This is a genomic window from Brachybacterium sp. ACRRE (assembly GCF_022346485.1).
Classification (GTDB): domain Bacteria; phylum Actinomycetota; class Actinomycetes; order Actinomycetales; family Dermabacteraceae; genus Brachybacterium; species Brachybacterium halotolerans.
On the sequence record NZ_JAKRMO010000041.1, the window covers coordinates 18530 to 39524 of the forward strand.

Here is a 20995-nt window from a genome sequence, read left to right on the forward strand (position 1 = left end):
CAGGCACGTCCGTCCACCTCCGGAAGGCACATCCCCGACATGTTCTCCGTCGGCATCATCGGCACCGGCGCCATCTCCGACGCCCACATCAACGCCTACCTCGAGCTCGCCGAGGAGTTCCCCGACCTGCGCATCGTCGCCCTGGCGGATCTGGACCTCGCGGGGCCGACGGCCAAGCGCGAGGCCTTCGGGCTCGAGGACGCCCGCGTCTACGACGACGTCGCGGCGATGCTCGAGGCCGAGGACCTGGACCTGGTCTCCGTCACCACTCCCCCGTCGGCCCATGCGCCGCTGGCGATCCAGGTGCTCGAGGCCGGCGTGCACGTCGTGGTCGAGAAGCCCATGGCCACCTCCCTCGAGGAGTGCGACGCGATGCTCGCCGCGCAGCGCGCGAGCGGGAAGATCCTCTCCACGATCGCGCAGAACCGCTTCCGCGACGAGATGGCACGGCTGAAGGCGGTGCTGGACTCCGGGAAGATCGGCCCGCTCTCGCACGCACGGATCGCCTCCGAGTGGTGGCGCGGGCACTCCTACTACGACCTGTGGTGGCGCGGCACGTGGGCCTCCGAGGGTGGCGGTCCGACGCTGAACCACGCCATCCACCACATCGACATCGCCCTCTGGCTGCTGGGCCGTCCGCTCGCCGTGAGCGCGATGATGACCAACGCCCAGCACGACAACGCCGAGGTCGAGGACCTGTCGATCGCGATCCTGCAGTACGAGCGCAGCCTCGCCGAGCTCACCAGCTCCGTGGTCCACCACGGGCAGAAGCAGGAGATCTCGCTGCAGGGCGCCCGCGCGCGCGTCTCCCAGCCCTGGGAGCCCGCGGCCGAGGTCGCCCGCCCCAACGGCTTCCCCGAGCAGGGCGGCGACACCGAGACGGTCGCCGAGCTCGAGGAGTTCGCGGCCTCGCTCCCCCCGCTGCCGAGGACCGGGCATCCGGCCCAGCTGGCCGACGTCGTGGCCGCCGTGCGCGAGGGCCGCGAACCGCTCGTGACCGGACAGGACGGCCGCAACGCCGTCGAGCTCGTGACCGCCGTCTACGAGTCCGCGATCGAGCGGCGCGTCGTCGACCTGCCCATCAGTCCGGAGGACCCGTACTACCGCTCGGGCACCCTCGTGGAGCGCGCCCCGCACTTCCACGAGAAGACCGGGTCCGTCGCCACCCAGGACGGGTACATGCCCGTCGAGAGGTCCGTCGAGGTGCCAGGCTGAGACTAACAGTGACCGGACCCGACTTTTGCCGCCCAACGTTGCGCCTTCGACTCGTTCCAGAGCTCCGTCGACCCGCTCCTACCAAGCGCCGCCACTATTCTGCGGCGGCTCCACATCACTTCAATCGAGGCCACGTGCTCCGCAATTCGCCTGGCCGGCGGGAACACATGCCAGAACGACGTTGTCAGCATGACCAAGCTGACAACGCTCCAAATCAGCACACTGAGGCCAATGCTTTCGAATCCTCCTAAACTCACCGCGACGATGCTGGCAGCAAGCACAAACCTCTGAGTAGCACCAGGATTAGTCACGGAGCGCAATCCTCCCCATGCCGCGAGCGTACCAAGCGCAAGAAGCACGCCACCTTGTCCCAGGTTCCCGTGCGCAGCAATCGCGGAGATCAGGGCCAGCAGCACAAACAACAGAAAACATAGACCATAGCTCAGCCATCGCGGCCGCGGAGTTCGTCGCAGTCGCGCGGCTACAAGAACTCCACGGAGTCCGATGCTTCGGAGTGGCCCGATCTGCGCAGCGCCGGCCACGCGGAATACCTCTGTGATTCCGACAATAAGCACGATCACGAGAACCGCCCCACCCTGGACCAAAGACCCGACCCATGCGTCCGGAGGCGCCAAGCTGGAGACGAGAGCAGCCACATAGACGATCCATCCCATTGCAGTCAAGCTCTGGGACATCACGAGTGTCGCGATTCGAGACATACCCCGCTCAAACGTTGCCCCTTTTGCGATAAATTCTGCACAGAGGGAGATGCCGCGAAACATAACAATAACAACGATAAGAACCAAAGGTGCAGCTCGAGGATCCTCAGTTCCGTGCCCCAACACCACAGGGAACCGCCACCAAACCAGCGCGAACACTATGGCTGACGCCCGAGCCAACAAGAGCGTTCGGCGGGCAACCCCCGTGGAACACTGCACCCTTCGGACAGCCGCCCGAAGACGATTTGTTTGATCTTGCGAGGGTGCCCGGTTGGAAACTTCAAGGAATGGGGTCGACGGTGTGCCGAGACGAGCGCATTCAATCACAAAGAATACCGTCATGAATACGGCCATGCTTGCAGCCACCGCCGCCGGTCCCCGCTGCCCCCCAAGCACGATCGAGGCGATGGCTCCAATCAAAATAATGTGACTTAGTGTCACTGCAAGAAGGCCGAGAAACAATCCGGAGCCTTGCGCCAGTTCTGCTTGGCGGACACCGACCACCTCGTGCAGACCGTCTTTCGCATGGAAACTCTGGTGCATCTTTTCAAGCCGACCAAGGGAGGCATTGAGTGCCACCGTGGAGGCTACGCCCGCGGTCGCGAAAACCGCGAGTACTGCCCACCCGTCAACCGCCTGAATGTTTTCCCTTACACCCGGCGCCCATTGGAACAACCCGGCCAAATATGTTCCCGCCTGACGCAGCCGCGAAAGCGGCGTCGACGAGCCATCCATGTTCACGGTCAAAAGGGGAACAAATGCCAACAGCATCAACAGGCCGAACAGTTCGACAGAAATTATACGCGCCCACCATTTCCTGCCCCCAAGCGCGTACAGCGCCGCCTCATCGCCATGGAGTATGACCCGTTCCCCCGCTGCCATTCGCGCCCCTAGAACTCACCGCCACTATCGCCCACTACTACTATAGGTGCAGACTGCACTAGAGCCCTGCCCTCTGGCAACAGTCGGCACAGTGCCCAAGGTTCCCTCTCGATGCCGAATCCTGGTAGCGCGTGCGCCAGCCGCCCTGGGCGATACATCTCGACCGGAAGGACTATCCATGGCCGTCTCCGAAGGCGCGAACTACGCCCCCGCTCCGATGCCGAAGCCCGTCGTCTCCCCCGGTGAGTTCACCTTCGCCGCGATGCACCTGGACCACGGCCACATCACCGCCATGTGCGAGGGCCTGATCGGCGCCGGCGGCACCCTGAAGTGGGTCTACGACACCCAGCCCGAGCGCGCCGCCGCCTTCGCCGAGCACTTCGAGGGCGTCCAGCTCGCCGAGTCCGAGGAGCAGATCCTCGAGGACCCCGAGGTGCTCCTCGTCGCCGCCGCCGCGGTCCCCGCCGACCGCGCCGACCTCGGCATCCGCGTCATGGACGCCGGCAAGGACTACTTCACCGACAAGACCCCGCTGACCACCTTCGACCAGCTCGAGCGCGCCCGCGCCGCCGTCGAGCGCACCGGGAAGAAGTACGCCTGCTACTTCTCCGAGCGGATCCACGTCGAGGCCGCCGTCCTGGCCGGACAGCTCATCGACCGCGGCGCCATCGGCCGGGTCATCCAGGTCCTGGGCATGGGCCCCCACCGCCTCGGCGACCCGGACTCCCGCCCCGACTGGTTCTACGAGCGCGCCCGCTACGGCGGCATCCTCACCGACATCGGCTCCCACAACTTCGAGCAGATGCTCACCTTCACCGGCTCCGACGACGCCCAGATCCTCTCCTCCTCCATCGGCAACTTCGACCACGCCGATCACCCGGAGCTCGACGACTTCGGCGACGCCCACGTCGCCCTGTCCTCCGGCGCCTCGGGCTACGTGCGCGTGGACTGGTTCACCCCCGACGGGCTGCGCACCTGGGGCGACGGCCGCACCTTCATCCTCGGCACCGAGGGCTACATCGAGCTGCGCAAGTACGTCGACGTCACCACCGACAACGGCCCCGGCCAGGTCCTCCTGGTCGACGGCGAGGGCGAGCACCGCATCGAGGCCACCGGACAGGTCGGCTACCCCTTCTTCGGCGACCTCATCCTCGACGTCCTGCACCGCACCGAGAACGCCATGACCCAGGAGCACGTCTTCACCTCCGTCGAGCTCGCGCTCAAGGCCCAGGACCAGGCGCGCGTGCTGGAGACAGCGCCCGGGGCCTGAGCGTCGATCACCGGTCCTCCTGGTCCGCAGGAAGACCCCAGTGATGGGCCGCGGGCAGGACCGGCCGCGGGGGCTCGTGGTGGTCGCCGCGCGTGCGGAGCACCGCCGTGCGGCCGCGCTCGAGTGCGATGTCGGCGACGCCGGCCTCCACATGCATGCGGAGGGCGCGGCCGCTGCGCGCGTCGGTGGCGACCCAGGGTGAGGGCAGCCCCGTGGGCGCCACCCGCAGGGGCTCTCCCGCATCGCTGGTGATCCGGACCTCCTTCGTGACGCCCTGGGAGCGCACCGCGGAGACGCGGAATCCGCCTTCGGCGCGCAGCTCGTCGAAGGAGACCTCCTTCCACCCGGTCGGGACCGCGGGGAAGATCCGCAGCCTGTCGCCCCAGCTCGTGAGCAGCATGTCGTGGATGCTCTGGGCCGCGGACAGCGGGGTCTCGATCACCGGGCCGGATTCCGCGTACATGGTGTTGGGCTTGATGTACTCGTCCATCAGCTGGTCCAGGAGCTCCAAGGACCTGTCGCCCTCCCCGAGCAGCGCGTACATCGAGGCGGCGCCGGTGAGCGTGTAGCCCTGGAGCGCTCCGGTCATGCCGAGCCAGTGCTCCAGGCTCGTGCGCAGCAGCTGCTCGTGCTCGGGGTCCGCGGGGTCGAAGAGATGCAGCGGGTAGAACCACAGCAGGTGCGAGTAGTGCCGGTGGGAGGTCTGGAGCGCGAGATCCGCCCCGATGCGCAGTCCGGTGTCGTCCTGCGGTGCCGGCGTGAGTCGATTAACCACGCGATGCCATTCCGGAATCTTCGGATCGTCCTCCCCCAGCAGGTCGCACACCGTCAGCAGCGTCCTGCATCCCCAGCTGAGCAGCGACAGGTCGTAGTTGGCGTCGCGCGTGGTCCCGTACTCCGGCGAGTAGGTCGTGGGGATGTGCAGCTCCCCCTCGGCGTCCTCCTCGAGGACGTGCAGGTAGAGGTTCACCGCTCTGCGCAGCACCGGGAACAGGGTGTCGCGGAGCACGGCGGCGTCCATCGTGAACCGGTAGGTCAGCCACACGTTGTGCAGACCCCACAGCAGGTCCCCCGTCTCCAGGCGCTCATCCGGCAGGTTCTCCCCCGGCAGGCCCATCGGATCGGTGCGGAGATCGTCCTGCGCCGTGCGGCCGAGGAGCGCCGAGTCGTCGCGGTGCTGCTCGGGACGTTCAGCGCCAGATTCCGCTGTCCCTCCGAGATCGCCCGCGTCACCGCGTCGAGCTCGCGGTGGCCGGTCGCCTGGATCATCCAGTAGGAGAGCTGCGTGTTGAGGTTCCACCACGTCGCGGGCCACGGCGTCCGCTCGAGCCACGGGCCCGTGGTCGCCATGACCGGGCGGTCCTCCCGCGTCGCGCTCGCGATCTTGTACACCTGCGTCCAGTAGAAGGACTGCAGCCTCGCGTCGGGAAGGATGACGGCGCTCCGGCGATACAGGTGGTGCCACCAGCGGCGGTGCGACCTGCGCAGCTCGCCGAGGCCGCCCGCGTGCTCCAGGGTCGACTGCGTGACCCTGCTCGCGTCCCGGTGGGGGAAGGTGTGCGCCACGGTGAGCAGGACCGTCGACCTCCGCGTGACCCAGCGGGTGGCCGTGCGCCCTCCGGCCACGAGGTCCTGCTCCACCAGTCGACCGGTGACCACGGGCGCAGGGTTCGTCGCGAGGCCCTCGGGGCGGGTGTTCCAGTCCAGACGCGGGCTGCGGGCGGTCGCGGGCTCGAACTCGACCTCGACGCGCTCACCCCCGGCGGGATCCAGGTCCACGACGAGGAGGTCCTCGGTGGCGTGCACATAGGCATCGATCGAGAACACACCACGGGTGGTGGTCACGGTGCCGCGCAGCGTGGCGTCGTGCAGGCCGAGGACGAGCCGAGCGCCGACGAGGTCGCCCCGCGTCCTCACGGACAGTCGCCCCACCGGCAGCCGCGACCGGCCGAACAGGAGCGGCAGGTCCTCGCCCGTCTGATGATCCGCATACCTGCTGTCGTTCACGATGAAGCTCAGCCGGTCCTCCACGACGTACACCGCGGCACCGAGCCCTCCGTTGCCGAGGAAGGGCGCTTCGAAGAAGTCCTGCGGCAGGCGATCCCAGTGCAGATCGCACCTGTCGAGCATCCGCTTCGTCATCGCATCGTCCATGGTCATCGTCCTCCTGTGGGCCCACGAGGGGCCGTCGTCCGATCGTTCGTCCGCTGATCCGCCCGCGCCCGCCCCTCCCTCGGGGCCGGGCGCGAGACCTTCCGCCGCACCCCTGCGTCGAGGCGGGAGGACGTGCCGATGCGGATCGGGCGGACCCTGCGGGGTCGACATCGACCCCGCTCCCTGCGGGTGCGCGGACCCGATCCGGACCCGAGCGCGCCGGCACGCCGGTGCGCGCGAGAATGAGACCGAGCACGGTTGCGCGCTGTCGCGCACGACCTGGTCGTGCACGCGTCGCGAGCACGAGCCACAGTACCCATACATAGGATGACTGCGCTAGACTCGGCATCTGCTCGATCAAGTCTCCGAAGGGAACGTCGCGTGAGAATCTTCGCCATCGACTCCGCCGCGGGTGTGCGCCTCGCGGTCGCGCACGAGGGGACGGCATACGACCTCACCGCGGTCACGGAGGGCCGTGCCGCGGTGGATCGGGACTTCCTGGAGCAAGGCGGGATCGCGCGCGCCGGCCGCGCCCTCGCCGAGGGGCGGCTGCCCGTCCTCGAGATCCCCGGGACCGCCGCCGGCGGCCCTGAGCTCGGGCTTCCCGAGGATGCTCGGGTCAGAGCACCCCTCTCGCCCGGAAAGATCCTATGCATCGGGCTGAACTACCGCGATCACGCCGCCGAGACGAACGCCGAGATCCCTGTCGAGCCGATCGTCTTCATGAAGGCCCCGGACACCGTCGTCGGCCCCTATGACGACGTGCTGATCCCCCGCGACTCCGTGAAGACCGACTGGGAGGTCGAGCTGGGCGTCGTCATCGGCAGCACGCTGCGCTCCGCGGCATCGCCCGAGGAGGCGCTCGCCGCCGTCGCCGGGTACACGATCAGCAACGACGTCTCCGAGCGCGAGTTCCAGATCGAGCGCGGCGGCACCTGGGACAAGGGCAAGAACTGCGAGACCTTCAACCCGATGGGCCCGTACCTCGTCACGGCCGACGAGATCGCCGACGTCCAGGACCTCTCCCTCACCCTCTCCGTGAACGGCGAGGTCCGTCAGGACGGCACCACGGCCGACCAGATCTTCGGCGTCGGCGAGGTCCTCGCCTACCTCTCGCGCTTCATGACCCTGTACCCCGGCGACCTCGTGAACACCGGGACGCCCGCGGGCGTCGCCATGGGCCTTCCCGGCCAGCCGTACCTGCGCGACGGCGACGTCGTCGAGCTCGCCATCGAGGGCCTGGGCAGCCAGCGCCAGACCTTCCGCGACACCCCCGCCGCCGGGTCCGACGCGGCGTCCGCCGCCACGTCCGCCACCACCGAGAAGGAGACCGGCCGATGAGCCTCGCGAACCCCTATGAGGGCCTGAAGGTCCTGGTCACCGGCGGCTGCTCGGGAATCGGTCGGGCGACGTCGGCCCGCTTCCTGGAGCTCGGCGCGCACGTCGCCGTGCTGGACCTCTCGCCGACGGGTGCGCCCGAGGGCGCGACCGTCCACGTGGTCGACCTCGGCGACAGGGCGGCGACGGGCACCGCGGTCGACGCCGCCGCGGAGTCCCTGGGCGGGATCGACGTGGTCGTGAACAACGCGGGCGTGAGCGCCGTGGGCGATGTGACCGCGAACGACGACGAGCAGTGGGCGCGCGTGCTCAGCGTGAACGTCACCGCGATGGCGCGCGTGACCGCCGCCGCGCTCCCCCATCTGCGCCGCTCCGCGCATGCGGCCGTCGTCAACATGTCCTCGATCGCCGCGACCGCGGGCCTGCAGGAGCGGGTGCTCTACTCGGCGACCAAGGGCGCCGTGCAGGCGATGACGTTCGCGATGGCCACCGACCACGTGCGCGACGGCATCCGCGTGAACTGCGTGAACCCAGGGACCGTCGCGACCGAGTTCGTGGATCGCATGGTCCAGAACTTCCCCGATCCCGTGGCCGAGAGGGCGGCGCTCGACGCCCGTCAGCCGACGGGCCGCATGGTCACCCCGCAGGAGGTCGCCGAGTCCGTGGTCTTCCTCGCGAGCCCGTTGAACTCCTCGACCACGGGCACCTCGCTCGCGGTCGACGGGGGCATGAGCGGCCTGCGCACGCGGCCGGTGGACTGACATGGCCTCGGCAGTCAGCGACAAGGCGATCTCCGCCATCAAGCAGATGGTGGTCGACGGGCGGCTGAAGCCCGGCGACCGCCTGCCCACCGAGAAGGAGCTCGCCGAGACGATCGGCGTCTCCCGCAACTCCCTGCGCGAGGCCGTGAAGGCGCTCTCGGTGATCCGCGTGCTGGACGTGCGCCAGGGCGACGGCACCTACGTCACCGCCCTCGAGCCCGAGCAGCTGCTGGAGTCCCTGTCCTTCGTGCTGGACCTGCACCAGGACTCCTCCCACCTCGAGATCCTCGAGCTGCGCCGGCTCATGGAGCCGATCGCCGTCGAGCAGGCAGCCCCGCACCTGACCGACGAGGACTTCGCGCAGCTCGACGAGATGCTCGCCCAGTTGAACGCCGACTCGGGCATCGAGGCGCTCGTGGCCTCCGACATCGCCTTCCACCGGCTCATCAACCACCGCTGCCCGAACGCGTACCTGAGCACGCTGCTGGACTCCCTCGCGAGCTCGACCTCGCGGGCGCGCGTGTGGCGCGGTCTCACGGACTCCGAGGCCGTCGAGCGCACGCTCGCCGAGCACTCGCGGATCCTCGAGGCGCTGCGCGCCGGTCGGGCGGACCTCGCCCGCGCCTACGCGACCTCGCACGTCGCGGGCGTCGAGTCCTGGCTGATCCGGCAGGGCGTGCCCCCGGACGCGTCGGCCGACGGGACGGACCCGGTCACCGGAGCGTGACCGCTCACCCGATCTCTCCCATCGCCCCGGTCTCACCGGTCTCACCGGTCTCACCGGGCGACCCTGCCCGCCTGTAGACCCGCTCCGCCGTTCCCCGCAGCACCTCGCCGAGGGCCTCGTCGTCGCCGGCGAGCTGCGCGCGCACGTGGGCGAGCAGCGGGGAGAAGCCGTCGAGGGTGAAGGCCGACGGGGCGATCGGCCAGTCGGAGCCGACCATCAGCCGCCCGGGCCCGAACAGCTCGAGCGCCGAGGCCACGGCCGGGACGTACGCACCGTTGCCGCTGGTCGCAAGGCCGGAGATCTTCGCGACGGCGCGCGGTGCGGCGGCGATCCGCTCGAGCGCCGCCCTCCAGAACGCCATCTGCTCGCCGTCGCCGAGCGGCGGCTTGCCGAGGTGGTCGAGCACCAGGGTGAGCTCGGGGTGCGCCGCGGCGAGGCGGACCACCTGCTCCATGTGACGGGGGAAGGCGTCGGGCACGTCGAGCGGGAGGCCGGCGGCGGCCAGGAGCTCGAGCGAGCGGCCGACGGCGGGGCGCTCGAGGAATCCCGGATCCGGCTCGTCGTGGACGAGGTGCCGCACGCCGACCAGGTGGTCGGTGACGGCGGGGTCGGCGAGCGCGTCCGCGACCGCGTCGGGGTCCTCGAGCGGCAGCCAGCCGACGACATCGGCCGTGACGCGCGGGTTCGCTGCCGAGGTCCCCGTGCCCTCCGCCTCGATCGCGCGGGCAGTGCGCTGGAGGTGGGCGGTGTCCGCGGGGGTGTCGTCGGCCTGGACCAGGATCACGCGCGTGACGTCGAGAGCTGCCAGCCCGTCGCGCACCATCGACCACTCGCCCGTGCGGCGCAGCGCCTCGGGCGCCCCCGCGAGCCAGGCATAGGGGCTCTGCTGCAGGTCCCAGAGGTGCAGGTGGGCATCGGTGACCCCCATGCGGGCGCCCACGTCATCGGTGACCGCAGGAACGACGGGATCACGCATCGCGCACCCCGGAGGTCTGCTCCGCCCATTCAGCCTCGAGCGCGGCGACCGCCTCCCACGCCGCCTCCGGCACGTGCTGCCGCATCCGCTCGACGTTCGAGACCACCTGCCCCGCGGTCCGCATGCCCAGCACCACCGAGGCGATCGCCGGGTGGCGCAGCGGGTACTGGACGGCCAGATCAGGCAGGGTGACGCCGTGGTCCTCGGCGAGCGCGGCGAGGGCGCGGGCGTGCGCGAGGATCGCGGCCGGTGCGGCGGCGTACTCGTAGGTGGCGTCGTCGGGGACGACGGGCTGGGAGAGCAGGCCGGAGTTGAAGACGCTCACGGCGACCACCTGCACGTCGTGCTCCCGGCACGCGTCGAGCAGCTCGCGGGCGGAGTCCTGCTCGAGGAGCGTGAACCGGCCCGAGAGCATGACGAGGTCGACGAGTCCGGTGCGCACGGCCCGTGCGCACACGGCGGCGTCCTTCGAGCCGACGCCGACCGCGTCCACGAGGCCCTCCTCGCGCATGCGGGCCAGCGCCGGCAGGCCCTCCGGGAAGGCCTGCTCCGTCGGCCCCTCCTCGGGGTCGTGGGCGTACAGGATGTCCACGCGGTCCAGGCCCAGGCGCTCGAGCGACGCCTGGTGGGAGGCGCGCACGCCGGCCTCGGAGAAGTCCCAGCGGCGCACGTGGTCGTCGGGGACCCAGAAGGCGTTCGCGTGGTCGTCGCCCGTGCCGGGGCCCGGCTCGAGCAGGCGGCCCACCTTCGTGGAGACCAGGTACTCCTCGCGCGGGAGGCCCCGGAGCCGCTCGCCGAGGCGGCGCTCGCTGGTGCCGATCCCGTAGTGCGGGGCGGTGTCGAAGTACCGGATCCCCTGCTCCCAGGCGGCGGCGACCGCGCCGTCGGCCTCCTCGTCGGTGGTGACCCGGTAGAGGTTCCCGAGCTGGGCGGCGCCGAAGCCGAGACGCGGCAGCGGGGGACGCAGGCCGGCCGCGCTCATGCGGGCTCTCCCGACCACACGACGCCGCCGGGGAACTCGTGGTCCCGGACCGACGCCTCGAGCATGCGCGCGCCGCCGCCGGGCTCCTCGGGCGCGCGGTAGGCGCCGCGCTCGACGCGCACGGGCACCTCGAAGTGCTCGTGCAGGTGGTCGACGAACTCGATGCGGCGCCGAGGGTCCTCGCCCCCGATCGCGACGGCGTCGAAGAACGCGAGGTGCTGCACCATCTCGCACAGGCCCACGCCGCCCGCATGGGGGCAGACGGGCACGCCGAACTTCGCGGCGAGCAGCAGGTTCGCAACGTTCTCGCCGATCCCCGCGACGCGGGTCGCGTCGAGCTGGAGGACGTCGATCGCGCCGGCCTGCAGCAGCTGCTTGAACACGATCCGGTTGGCGCCCTGCTCGCCGGTCGCGACCTGGAGCGGGGCCACGCCCCGGCGGATCGCGGCGTGGGCGAGGACGTCCCCGGGGAACGTCGGCTCCTCGATCCAGTAGGGATCGTGGGGCGCGAGGCGGCTCAGCCACTCGATCGCCTCGGCGACGTCCCAGCGCTGGTTCGCGTCCACCGCGATCGGGAAGCCCTCCCCCATCTCGGCGCGCGCGAGGGCGAGACGGCGCACGTCGTCCTCGACGTCGGCCCCGACCTTGAGCTTGACCATCTCGAAGCCGTCGTCCCGCGCCTCCCGCAGCAGACGGCGCAGCTTCTCGTCGCTGTAGCCGAGCCACCCCGGGGTCGTCGTGTAGGCGGGGACGCCGTGCGCGCGCACCGCGGCGATCCGCTCCTCGCGTCCCTCGGCGCCGCGCTCGAGGATCTCGCGGGCCTCCTCGCGGGTGAGGGCGTCGGTGAGATACCGGAAGTCGACGAGGTCGAGGATCTCCTCGGGGTCGAGCATCGCGAGGGTCAGCCACAGCGGCCTCCCCTCGCGACGCGCCCTCAGGTCCCACAGCGCGTTGACGACGGCGCCGATCGCCATCGCCATCACGCCCGTCTCCGGGCCGAGCCACCGCAGCTGCGAGTCGCCGTCGAGCTCCTTCTGCATCCCGCCGAGGTCGGCGAGCACCTCCTCGACGTCCCTCCCGATCACATGCGGCTCGAGTGCCCTGATCGCCGCGCTCTGCACGTCGTTGCCGCGGCCGATGGTGAACACGAGGCTCGTCCCGGCATCGGCGGGGTCCTCGGTGTCCGTGCGGATCGTGAGGTATGCGGCCGAGTAGTCGGGGTCGGGGTTCATCGCGTCCGAACCATCGAGATCGCGGCTGGTGGGGAAGCGGACGTCGCGGACGTCGAAGGAGACGAAGGTGCTCACCGGTGGTTGTCCTCGGTTCGGTCGGTGCGTGGAGTGGATGCGTGGGGCCCGTGTCAGGCGGTGGGCGCGCTGATCGAGACGGGCGGCGCGTCCTCGCCCTCGAGGCGCACGTGCACGCCGCCCTCGGGCCAGGCGGCGTCGGGCAGCGCGGCGGCGGGGACGTCGATCTCGCCCGCCGGGCCGCTGAGGAAGACGTGCACGGTGCCGGCCTTCTCCACGGCGCGCGCCCAGGTCGCGCCCGGGATCTCGAGCTCGCCGAGGCCGGTGGAGCCCGCGAGGTCCGCCTTGTGCTCGGCCATGAACTCGCCGAGGCCCTCGAGGACGGCGACCTGGGGCTCGGGCAGGGTGCCGTCGGCCTTCGGGCCGACGTTCAGGAGCACGCGCCCGCCCTGGGAGACGGCGTCGACGACGTGGCGGACGGCCTGGGCGACGCTGAGGTACTGCTCGGGCCCCTCGACCTGGTTGTACCCGAAGGACAGGCCGATGCCGCGGCAGTTCTCCCACGGCTCGCCCTCGGGGATCTCGCCGGCCTGGTACTCGGTCGTCACGAAGTCGTGGTGGGCGTCGGAGAAGCGGTCGTTGATCAGTCCCTCGGGTCGCTGCGCGTAGAAGTGCTCGAGGAGCTCTCCGAGGCCGCCGGGGCCGAAGTGGTGGTTCTCGTCGGGCCAGCCGATGTCGTTCCAGAAGACGTCGGGCGCGTAGCGGTCGATGAGGTCGCGCACGTGGGCGGAGCAGTACTGGCCGTACTCGTCGTCGAGCGGTCGGAGCATGCGCTCGGCCGCCCCCTCCATGCCGATCGGATCCGTGGGCCGCACGTGCCAGTCGAGTCCGCCCGAGTAGTAGACGCCGAATCGCAGCCCGGCGTTCGTCGTCGCCTCGGCGAGCTCGCCGACGATGTCGCGGCGGGGTCCGCGGCGCACGGTGTTGCGGTCGCCCGTGCCGGGGGCGTCCCACAGGGTGATGCCGTCGTGGTGCTTGGTGGTGGGCACGACGTAGTCGGCGCCCGCGCGGCGGAACAGGTCGACCCAGGCGCTCGCGTCGAAGTCGCTCGCGTCCCAGGCGTCGAGGAAGTCGTCGTAGGGCGCGCCGCCGAAGACCTCCTGCTGATGCTGCTGGGCGGGCGAGCCGTCGAGGCGGATCGTGTTGAAGTACCACTCGGCGTAGGGGTTGTGCGAGAACCATTCATGCTGGTTGTCGAAGGTGCCGAGCTCTCCGATGGGCTCCGCCCAGGCCGGGACGGCGTAGGCGCCCCAGTGGATGAAGATGCCCAGCGGGGCATCGCGGAACCAGTCGGGGCGGCGGGTGGGCAGGGCGCTCCAGCGCCGGGAGTCGTCGGACTCCGCGGCGCGGGCGGCATGGGGAGCGGTCGTCTCTGCGGAGGTGTCCGTGCTGGGGTCGGTCTCGGCGGCCATGGGTTCATCGTCTCCTCTGGAGCGGTGGTGCGGGGTCGGACTGCAGGATCGGGGAGGGGATGCGTCAGCGGCCTCCGAAGCCGCCCATGCTCACCCCCTGCTGCAGCTGCTTCTGGAGCAGGACGACGATCAGCAGGCTCGGCAGGACCACGAGGGTCACGGCCGCCATCAGCGGACCCCAGTCCGTTCCCCGCTCTCCGGAGAACATCTGGAGGCCGATGGGGACGGTCGCCATCCAGGTGTCGTTCACGATGATCAGCGGCCACAGGAAGCTCGCCCAGTACTCGATGAACGCGAACACGAAGACCACCGCGATGGGTGCGCGCAGCAGCGGCACGATGACGCTGACCAGGGTGCGCAGCCGGCCTGCCCCGTCGATCTTCGCTGCCTCCTCGTAGTCGGCGGGGAGGCCGAGCAGGAACTGGCGGATCAGGAAGGTGCCGAACGCACCGAAGGCGAAGGGCAGGATCAGCGCGGGGTAGGAGTTGACCAGGCCGAGCTTCTGCATCATCAGGTACAGCGGGATGATCAGCACCTCCTGGGGCAGCACCATCGTCGCGAGGAACGCGCCGAACAGCGCCGCGCGGCCCCGGAACGCGAACCGCGTGAACGCGTAGGCGCTGAGCACGGAGACCGTCACCGTGATGCCGGCTCCCACGAGCGCGATGAGGAAGCTGTTGACGAGGATCCGGGCGAAGGGGATGGCCGTCCACGCCGTCACGTAGTTCGACCACTCGATCCGGGATCCCAGGAAGCTGGTGCCGCTCGCGAAGACCTCGTCGGTGGGCTTGAGGGAGGTCGCGATCATCCAGACGAACGGGAAGACGAAGACCAGACCGACGATGCAGATCAGCACGCGGGAGACGGTCCGCCCGGCGCGGCTGCCGGAACGGCGCGGACGCGGCGCGATGCTCTCAGCTGTCATAGGAGACCCACCTCTTCTGCTGGCTGAACTGGACGGCGGTGATGAGCATGACGATCACGAAGAGGGCCCAGGCCAGTGCCGAGGCGTACCCGAGCCGGTCGAAGGAGAAGCCGTTGCGGTAGAGGTGGAGGACGAGCGTGTTGGTCGCGTTGCCCGGTCCGCCCTCAGTCAGCGCGTACGGCTGCGTGAAGACCTTGAAGGCACCGATCACCGTCATGATCGTGCAGAAGAAGATGGTGGGCGAGAGCATCGGGAACACGACCCGGAAGAAGCGGTTCACCGGACCCGCGCCGTCGATCCGGGAGGCCTCCAGCACGCTCGGGTTGATCCCGGCGATGCCCGCGCCGAGGACGATGATGTTGTAGCCCATCCCCTGCCACAGCGACATCATGACGAGCGAGACCATCGCCCAGCCCGGCGTGTTCAGCCATTGCGGTCCGGTGATCCCCAGGTGCGCGAGTACGCCGTTGACCACGCCGTCGTCGTCGAGGAGCAGACGGAAGACCAGCGCGTTGCCGATCATCGGGGTGACCACGGGGATGAAGAAGAGCACCCGGAAGAACGCCGCCCAGCGCCCGCCGAGGTTCATCAGCCAGTAGCTCAGCCCGAGCGCCACGGCGAGATTCACCGCCGTGTAGAGCACCGCGAAGATCAGGGTGTTCAGCAGGCTCCGCCAGAACGCGGGGTCGCCCGCGAGCATGTAGCGGTAGTTCTCGAGGCCGACGAATTTCGGCGACCCCAGCAGCGGCCAGTCGAAGACGCTGATCACCAACGAGACCGCGAGGGGCACCACGATGAAGATCGCGAAGCCGAGCATCCCGGGTCCGAGGTAGAGCAGCGCGGGCCACCGGGCGGTCCGCCCTCCGCGGGGACGCTGGGCGCCCCGGACGGGCGCCATCCGGTCCTCGCGCTCGATGGTCGCGGTCATCGTGCCGTCGCCTCCTGGATCTCGCCGAGGATCTGCTGCGCGGTCCGCCGTCCTCGGAATCCGTCCGTCGCGTATTGGCCGAACATGGAGTCGATCTCGTTCCAGTTCGACGTGGTGACCAGGGGTCGGCCGTTGTCCGCGAGCGCGGTGACGGCGCGGACGCTGCTCGCGGGCTTGTCCTCGGCCCATCTCTTCCGCTCGTCGGCGAGCGAGGGGAAGGTGCCTCTCGCGTGCGCCACGCTCCCGATCACGGCGGGAGTGGTGATCGCGCGGATCGTGCGGAATGCCGCCTGCGGGTCCTGCGCGTCGGCGGCGATCCCGAAGCCCGACCCCTGGATGAGGCCGCGCGCCTCCCCCGCATCGGACGGGATGACGGCGACGCCGAGGTCGTCGCCGAGGGCGTCGGCGAAGACCTGGTACATCCACGGACCGTCGACGTACATCGCCGCGGCCCCGCTCATCAGGGCCTGCTGGGCGGCGGGCTCGGAGTCCACGGCCGACGGCGCCGTCGCCACGGCGTGCCGGGTGACGAGGTCGAAGCTGAACTGCATCGCCTCGACGATCCGGGGATCGGTCAGGGTCAGGGCCCCGTCCGCGACGGGCGCACCGCCGTTGGCGAAACCGATCGCCATGCCCAGATGGACGAGCGCGGCGGAGATCGCCAGACCGTGGGCGTCGCCCGTGGTGAGAGCCTTCGCGTCCTCGAGGAACTGGTCGGTGGTGTAGTCGAGGCCCGGGGCCTCCCGGCCCCCGTCCTCGAACAGCGAGCGGTTGTAGTAGAGGACCATGGGCTCGGCGTCGTACGGGATCGCGCGGATCGTGCCGTCGACCGTCATCGCCGCCATCATCGCCTCGTTGTACGCACCGAGGTCCACGCCCGCGTCCTCGGCGAGGTCGTCGAGCGGCGCGAGCAGCGGGCCGATCTCCTGGGTCCTCGCGGCCTGGGTGGTCAGCAGCGCCGGCGCGTCCTTCGCGGTCATCCGCGTCTTCGCCTTGGTCCAGTAGTCCTCGAAGCTCGGTCCCTCGAGGGTCAGCGAGAAGCCGGGGTCCTTCTTCCGGGCCGCGTCGACGAACGCATCCCACTGCTCGCGATCGCTCGCGCTCGAGATCCACGTGTACAGCCGCGTGCTCGGATCCCCGCTGGGGCCGCCGCAGGCCGTCAGCGCACCGGAAGAACCGATCAGACCCATGCCTGTGCACGCGAACAGCGCGCGGCGCGAGAGGGGCACGGCCCTGTCCGTCATCGACATGTCCCACCTCTGGTTCCGAAGGTCGTCGTCGCCCTTCTCGATCACCGCGGACGCCGAGCCGTCGAGGTTCCGGTTGTCGGCGCCGGTGCCGTCGAGGTCTGAGCCCTCGGAACCTGGCGCCTGTAAACCTGCCCAAGACATCGGATGTCTTCGCGGTGGGACCACTCTTGAGGAAAACATGGGATGAGTCAAGAGGTGTCCGCAACCGGTGCAGATCCGAGCGCATGGTCGCCCTGACATGGCCGCACGTCACCGACCCGCGGCGACGCCACCCGCGGCCAGGGCTCCGGCACCCAATGGACGATCCTCGGATGTATGCCGCACCCTGAGTGCGTCGCGCACTCCATCACCGACCGCGCCGCGATAGCGTGCCCACGTGGCAGCACGGCGGCTGCGGCACTCCGGTCGCCAGCCGACGACCCGCGAGGAGCCCCATGCCCATCCCAAATCCGAGCCCGAGCCGCGCTTCGTCAGGAGCACAGGGCCCTCCGTCTCCCCGAGCCCGCCCGAACATCGTCTTCGTCATGTCCGACGACCACGCGGCGCACGCGATCTCCGCCTACGGCAGCCGCGTGAACTCCACCCCTCACATGGACCGTCTCGCGAAGGAGGGTGCGCGGCTGGACGCCATGTACTGCACGAACTCGATCTGCACGCCGTCGCGCGCGTCGATCCTCACCGGTACCTACAGCCACATCAACGGCGCCGCGACGATCTACACCGAGTTCGACCATCGCGTGCCCACGGTCTCGGAGGCGCTGCAGAGCGCCGGCTACGCGACCGCGCTGTTCGGCAAGTGGCACCTGGGCGACTCGCCGTCGGCCCTGCCGCGCGGCTTCGACGCCTGGCGGATCCTCCCCGGCCAGGGCGAGTACTGGGACCCGCGGCTCCTCACGCCGGACGGCGAGGAGCAGCACGAGGGCTACGTGACCGATCTGCTCACGGACATGGCCCTCGACTGGATCGACGAGGAGCGCGCACAGCGCCCGTCGGACCCCTTCTGCCTGATGCTCCATCACAAGGCACCGCACCGGCCGTGGATCCCGCACCCCCGGCACGCCGAGCTCCACCCCGTGGGCAGCATCCCCGAGCCCGACACGCTCCTCGAGGACCTCTCGACCCGCTCGAAGGCGGTGCAGGGAGCGCGCATGTCGATCGCCGACGACCTCACCCGCACCGACGTCAAGGAGGACATGCCCGCCGAGCTGCGCGCCGACGACCGGCGCGAGGACCGCGCCCGCTGGAACTACCAGCGCTACCTGCGCGACTACCTGCAGACCGTCCAGGCGGTGGACGACAGCGTGGGTCGGGTGCTCGACCACCTCGATCAGCTCGGCATCGCCGAGGACACCCTGGTCGTCTACACCTCGGACCAGGGCTTCTTCCTGGGCGACCACGGCCTGTTCGACAAGCGCCTGATGTACGACGAGTCCCTGCAGATGCCCATGCTCGTGCGCTGGCCCGCCGAGGTCCCGGCGGGCTCGCGCGTGACCTCGATGCTGCGCAACGTCGACACCGCCGCGACCCTCCTCGATGTCGCCGGGGTCGATCCCGAGCAGGCGATGCCCGGCCAGCAGGGACGCAGCTTCCGCCCACTCCTGCGCGGCGAGAAGATCGAGGACTGGCCGCGCGCCGTCTACTACCGCTACTGGGAGCACGACGACCCCGCCCACCATGCCCCGGCGCACTACGGGATCCGCACCGAGGACTTCGCGTACATCGACTACTACGGCGCGGGCCTCGGTGCACCGGGCGCCTCGGATCGCATCTTCGAGCGCGAGTACGAGCTCTACGACCTGCGCACCGACCCCGGGGAGCTCCGCAACGTGGCCGGCGATCCCGCCTACGCGGAGATCCGGGCGGATCTCGCCGCGCAGCTCGCGCAGATGCAGGCCGAGGTCGGCGACCACCCCTACACGGGGCCGGGCAGCTGGCGTCCCGACTGGAACCACGGCGCCGCCTCGGCGCGCGACGAGGATGCAGAGACCCGGTCGACGGGCGACTGAGCCGGGCGCCCGCCCATCCACCCTGCGGAGCGCGACCGATCGTTCACGGAGCGCGGCCGGCCGTCCACGGGGCGCGGCCGATCGTCCACCGGGCGCGACCGATCGTCCCGTGCGCCACAGCATGTTGCGATAGTTCGCATTCCTAACTACATTGGGGCGACGTGCCCACCGATGATTTCCCCCAGGACCTGACGCTCGCCTGCAGCCGCTTCGTGCGGCTCGCCGCGCGCCGCGCGGACGTCGGCGTCTCCTCCGTCTCCTGGCGGGTGGTGAGCACGATCGAGCAGCGGGGACCGCTGCGGCTCAGCGAGATCGCCGAGCGCGAGAGGGTCACCCGCCCCACGGCGACCACCGTGGCGAAGCGGCTCGAGGAGGAGGGCCTGGTCTTCCGGACCCCCGATCCCGCCGATTCGCGCTCGGTCCTCGTCGACATCACCCCCGCCGGCCGCGAGAAGCTCGCCGACTGGCGCGGCCGCATGAATCACGGCGTCGGCCCCATCCTCGACGAGCTCGGGGACGACGACCGGCGCACCCTCGCGCAGGCCGCCGAGATCCTGGCCCGGATCGTGGAGACCCACGACTCCGCAGCTCCCGCGGCCGACCCCGCGCCTCCCTCGGCAGACTCCGCACCTCCCGGCACCTGACCCGTCGGCGGCGCCGCGCTCCAACCCGGCGGCGTCGCCCGCACCCCGACCCGGCGGAGCCGCCCGCGCCCCGCTCCCCCGAACCCGCCCCATCGATCATGAGAAGGTCACCGATCGCATGACAGCCCCTTCCGCCACGGATCCGCACACCGCGGGCTCAGCACCCACCCCCGCATCGAACGCCGCACCGACGCTGCGCGACGCCTTCCACCAGCCCAAGGCCGTGTGGGCGATCGCCTTCGCCGCGACGGTGTCCTTCATGGGCATCGGCCTGGTGGACCCGATCCTCCCCGCGATCAGCTCCCAGCTCGACGCCTCCCCCACGCAGGCGATGCTGCTGTTCACCAGCTACCTGTTCATCACCGCGATCGCCATGTTCTTCACGAGCTGGTTCAGCTCGAAGGTCGGCGTGCGCACCACCCTGCTGATCGGCCTCGCGCTCGTGGTCGTCTTCGCGGCGCTCGCCGGCGCGTCCGGCTCGGTCAGCGAGATCATCGGCCTGCGCGCCGGCTGGGGACTGGGCAACGCCTTGTTCATCTCCACCGCGCTCGCGGCGATCGTCGGCGCGACCGCCGGCCCGTCGGGCGGCGCGATCATCCTGTACGAGACCGCGCTGGGCATCGGCATGGCGCTCGGCCCGCTGCTGGGCGGACTGCTGGGCAGCGTCTCCTGGCGCGCCCCGTTCTTCGGCACCGCGGTGCTCATGGCCATCGGCTTCATCGCCATCACCGCCCTGCTGAAGAAGGAGGCCAAGCCGGTCCACGTCTCCCCGCTCGCCTCCCTGCGGGCGCTGGGCAATCCGGCCCTGCGCACCCTCGCGCTCGTCGCGATCTTCTACAACTTCACGTTCTTCGTGATGCTCGCCTACTCCCCGTTCCCGCTCGAGGCCGCCGCCGCGGCCCAGGGCAAGGAGTTCGGCGCCATGCAGATCGGCGGCGTCTTCTTCGGCTGGGGCGTGTGCCTCGCGATCACCTCGGTGTTCGTCGCTCCGATCCTCACCCGCAAGCTGGGCCTCATCCCCACGCTGCTGACCATCGAGGGCCTGCTGGCCGTGCTGATGCTGGGCCTCGCCCTCGCGCACGGATCCATGATCGGCATCATCGTGCTGATCATCGTGGGCGGCCTGCTGCTGGGCGTCATGAACACGGCGCTGACCGAGACCGTCATGGAGGCCACGGACCTGCCGCGCGGCGTGGCCAGCTCCGCCTACTCGGGCGTGCGCTTCCTGGGCGGTGCGATCGCCCCGGCCGTCGCCGGCCCGCTCTCCGAGGCCGCCGGCGCCGCCGCGCCGTACATCCTGGGCGCGGTCACCGTGGTGCTGAGCATGCTGATGCTCGTCATCGGCCGACGCCACCTCTCCCAGGTCGGCCAGCAGCACCACCTGACCAGCGAGCAGGAGGCCGAGGCCATCACCGCCGGCGACGAGGTGTGACCCTCCGCTGACGGGGGGCACCCCACCCGCTCCACCGGCCCCAGCCCCGTCAGCGGAGGGTCACACC

18 protein-coding genes are annotated in these 20995 nt (G+C 70.3%); 8 read left to right on the forward strand and 10 right to left on the reverse strand.

The window, feature by feature from the left end; all coding sequences use genetic code 11:
* The first annotated feature begins 39 nt into the window (after nt 1–39).
* Nucleotides 40–1215, forward strand: coding sequence for a Gfo/Idh/MocA family protein (locus tag MHY49_RS12425; RefSeq protein ID WP_239204525.1), 1176 nt, complete (start codon nt 40–42; stop codon nt 1213–1215).
* A 2-nt stretch (nt 1216–1217) separates the two neighbouring features.
* Here the strand turns inward: MHY49_RS12425 and MHY49_RS12430 are convergent, their stop codons facing one another.
* The gene (locus MHY49_RS12430; RefSeq protein WP_239204527.1) at nt 1218–2816 is read right to left on the reverse strand and encodes a hypothetical protein; all 1599 of its coding nucleotides are present in this window, start codon (nt 2814–2816) and stop codon (nt 1218–1220) included.
* Between the two features lie 178 nt (nt 2817–2994).
* Here MHY49_RS12430 and MHY49_RS12435 point away from each other — a divergent pair, with 178 nt between their 5' ends.
* Nucleotides 2995–4086 (forward strand): Gfo/Idh/MocA family protein, encoded by a 1092-nt coding sequence (locus MHY49_RS12435; protein ID WP_239204529.1) that lies wholly within the window; start codon nt 2995–2997, stop codon nt 4084–4086.
* Between the two features lie 7 nt (nt 4087–4093).
* Here MHY49_RS12435 and MHY49_RS12440 read toward each other — a convergent pair whose 3' ends face one another.
* Entirely contained in the window at nt 4094–5203 is a 1110-nt protein-coding gene (locus tag MHY49_RS12440) for a glycoside hydrolase family 95-like protein (RefSeq protein WP_239204531.1), read from the reverse strand.
* Entirely contained in the window at nt 5122–6246 is a 1125-nt protein-coding gene (locus MHY49_RS12445; protein WP_239204533.1) for a hypothetical protein, read from the reverse strand. Before MHY49_RS12445 ends, MHY49_RS12440 begins: the two co-directional genes overlap by 82 nt.
* Nucleotides 6247–6621: 375 nt before the next feature.
* On the opposite strand from MHY49_RS12445, the gene MHY49_RS12450 reads away from it, so the two are divergent.
* From MHY49_RS12450 to MHY49_RS12460, 3 genes are read left to right on the forward strand one after another with little or no spacing between them, the layout of a single operon-like run.
* On the forward strand, nt 6622–7581 hold the full coding sequence (locus tag MHY49_RS12450; protein ID WP_370646131.1) for a fumarylacetoacetate hydrolase family protein: 960 nt from the start codon (nt 6622–6624) through the stop codon (nt 7579–7581).
* On the forward strand, nt 7578–8339 hold the full coding sequence (locus MHY49_RS12455) for an SDR family NAD(P)-dependent oxidoreductase (RefSeq protein ID WP_239204535.1): 762 nt from the start codon (nt 7578–7580) through the stop codon (nt 8337–8339). The genes MHY49_RS12450 and MHY49_RS12455 overlap by 4 nt, the downstream gene beginning before the upstream one ends.
* Nucleotide 8340: 1 nt before the next feature.
* On the forward strand, nt 8341–9066 hold the full coding sequence (locus MHY49_RS12460) for a FadR/GntR family transcriptional regulator (protein WP_239204537.1): 726 nt from the start codon (nt 8341–8343) through the stop codon (nt 9064–9066).
* A 4-nt stretch (nt 9067–9070) separates the two neighbouring features.
* On the opposite strand, the gene MHY49_RS12465 is transcribed toward MHY49_RS12460, so the two are convergent.
* The 7 genes from MHY49_RS12465 to MHY49_RS12495 all read right to left on the reverse strand — a co-directional run bounded on the left by MHY49_RS12465 (nt 9071) and on the right by MHY49_RS12495 (nt 16987).
* The gene (locus tag MHY49_RS12465) at nt 9071–10042 is read right to left on the reverse strand and encodes an amidohydrolase (RefSeq protein WP_239204539.1); all 972 of its coding nucleotides are present in this window, start codon (nt 10040–10042) and stop codon (nt 9071–9073) included.
* Entirely contained in the window at nt 10035–11024 is a 990-nt protein-coding gene (locus tag MHY49_RS12470; protein WP_239204541.1) for an aldo/keto reductase, read from the reverse strand. Before MHY49_RS12470 ends, MHY49_RS12465 begins: the two co-directional genes overlap by 8 nt.
* On the reverse strand, nt 11021–12331 hold the full coding sequence (locus MHY49_RS12475; RefSeq protein WP_239204543.1) for an enolase C-terminal domain-like protein: 1311 nt from the start codon (nt 12329–12331) through the stop codon (nt 11021–11023). Before MHY49_RS12475 ends, MHY49_RS12470 begins: the two co-directional genes overlap by 4 nt.
* A 53-nt stretch (nt 12332–12384) precedes the next feature.
* On the reverse strand, nt 12385–13743 hold the full coding sequence (locus MHY49_RS12480) for an alpha-L-fucosidase (protein ID WP_239204545.1): 1359 nt from the start codon (nt 13741–13743) through the stop codon (nt 12385–12387).
* Between the two features lie 64 nt (nt 13744–13807).
* Nucleotides 13808–14668 (reverse strand): carbohydrate ABC transporter permease, encoded by an 861-nt coding sequence (locus MHY49_RS12485; protein ID WP_239204547.1) that lies wholly within the window; start codon nt 14666–14668, stop codon nt 13808–13810.
* Entirely contained in the window at nt 14658–15596 is a 939-nt protein-coding gene (locus MHY49_RS12490) for a carbohydrate ABC transporter permease (RefSeq protein WP_239204549.1), read from the reverse strand. The genes MHY49_RS12485 and MHY49_RS12490 overlap by 11 nt, the downstream gene beginning before the upstream one ends.
* Nucleotides 15593–16987, reverse strand: a complete 1395-nt coding sequence (locus MHY49_RS12495; protein ID WP_239204551.1) for an ABC transporter substrate-binding protein — start codon at nt 16985–16987, stop codon at nt 15593–15595. The genes MHY49_RS12490 and MHY49_RS12495 overlap by 4 nt, the downstream gene beginning before the upstream one ends.
* A 371-nt stretch (nt 16988–17358) precedes the next feature.
* Here MHY49_RS12495 and MHY49_RS12500 point away from each other — a divergent pair, with 371 nt between their 5' ends.
* The 3 genes from MHY49_RS12500 (at nt 17359) to MHY49_RS12510 (ending at nt 20928) form a co-directional block, all read left to right on the forward strand.
* Complete coding sequence (locus tag MHY49_RS12500) at nt 17359–18852, forward strand: sulfatase (protein ID WP_370646132.1); 1494 nt, start codon at nt 17359–17361, stop codon at nt 18850–18852.
* A gap of 161 nt (nt 18853–19013) precedes the next feature.
* A complete protein-coding gene (locus MHY49_RS12505; protein WP_239204555.1) occupies nt 19014–19496 on the forward strand; it encodes a MarR family transcriptional regulator in 483 nt (160 codons plus the stop codon).
* 118 nt (nt 19497–19614) lie between these two features.
* Nucleotides 19615–20928 (forward strand): MFS transporter, encoded by a 1314-nt coding sequence (locus tag MHY49_RS12510; protein WP_239204556.1) that lies wholly within the window; start codon nt 19615–19617, stop codon nt 20926–20928.
* The last annotated feature ends 67 nt before the right edge of the window (nt 20929–20995 follow it).

Coding starts and splice junctions, on each gene's coding strand:
- MHY49_RS12425 (WP_239204525.1), top strand. CDS start 40: ATGTTCTCCGTCGGCATCATCGGCACCGGCGCCATCTCCGACGCCCAC.
- MHY49_RS12430 (WP_239204527.1), bottom strand. CDS start 2,816: ATGGCAGCGGGGGAACGGGTCATACTCCATGGCGATGAGGCGGCGCTG.
- MHY49_RS12435 (WP_239204529.1), top strand. CDS start 2,995: ATGGCCGTCTCCGAAGGCGCGAACTACGCCCCCGCTCCGATGCCGAAG.
- MHY49_RS12440 (WP_239204531.1), bottom strand. CDS start 5,203: ATGGGCCTGCCGGGGGAGAACCTGCCGGATGAGCGCCTGGAGACGGGG.
- MHY49_RS12445 (WP_239204533.1), bottom strand. CDS start 6,246: ATGACCATGGACGATGCGATGACGAAGCGGATGCTCGACAGGTGCGAT.
- MHY49_RS12455 (WP_239204535.1), top strand. CDS start 7,578: ATGAGCCTCGCGAACCCCTATGAGGGCCTGAAGGTCCTGGTCACCGGC.
- MHY49_RS12460 (WP_239204537.1), top strand. CDS start 8,341: ATGGCCTCGGCAGTCAGCGACAAGGCGATCTCCGCCATCAAGCAGATG.
- MHY49_RS12465 (WP_239204539.1), bottom strand. CDS start 10,042: ATGCGTGATCCCGTCGTTCCTGCGGTCACCGATGACGTGGGCGCCCGC.
- MHY49_RS12470 (WP_239204541.1), bottom strand. CDS start 11,024: ATGAGCGCGGCCGGCCTGCGTCCCCCGCTGCCGCGTCTCGGCTTCGGC.
- MHY49_RS12480 (WP_239204545.1), bottom strand. CDS start 13,743: ATGGCCGCCGAGACCGACCCCAGCACGGACACCTCCGCAGAGACGACC.
- MHY49_RS12485 (WP_239204547.1), bottom strand. CDS start 14,668: ATGACAGCTGAGAGCATCGCGCCGCGTCCGCGCCGTTCCGGCAGCCGC.
- MHY49_RS12490 (WP_239204549.1), bottom strand. CDS start 15,596: ATGACCGCGACCATCGAGCGCGAGGACCGGATGGCGCCCGTCCGGGGC.
- MHY49_RS12495 (WP_239204551.1), bottom strand. CDS start 16,987: ATGTCTTGGGCAGGTTTACAGGCGCCAGGTTCCGAGGGCTCAGACCTC.
- MHY49_RS12510 (WP_239204556.1), top strand. CDS start 19,615: ATGACAGCCCCTTCCGCCACGGATCCGCACACCGCGGGCTCAGCACCC.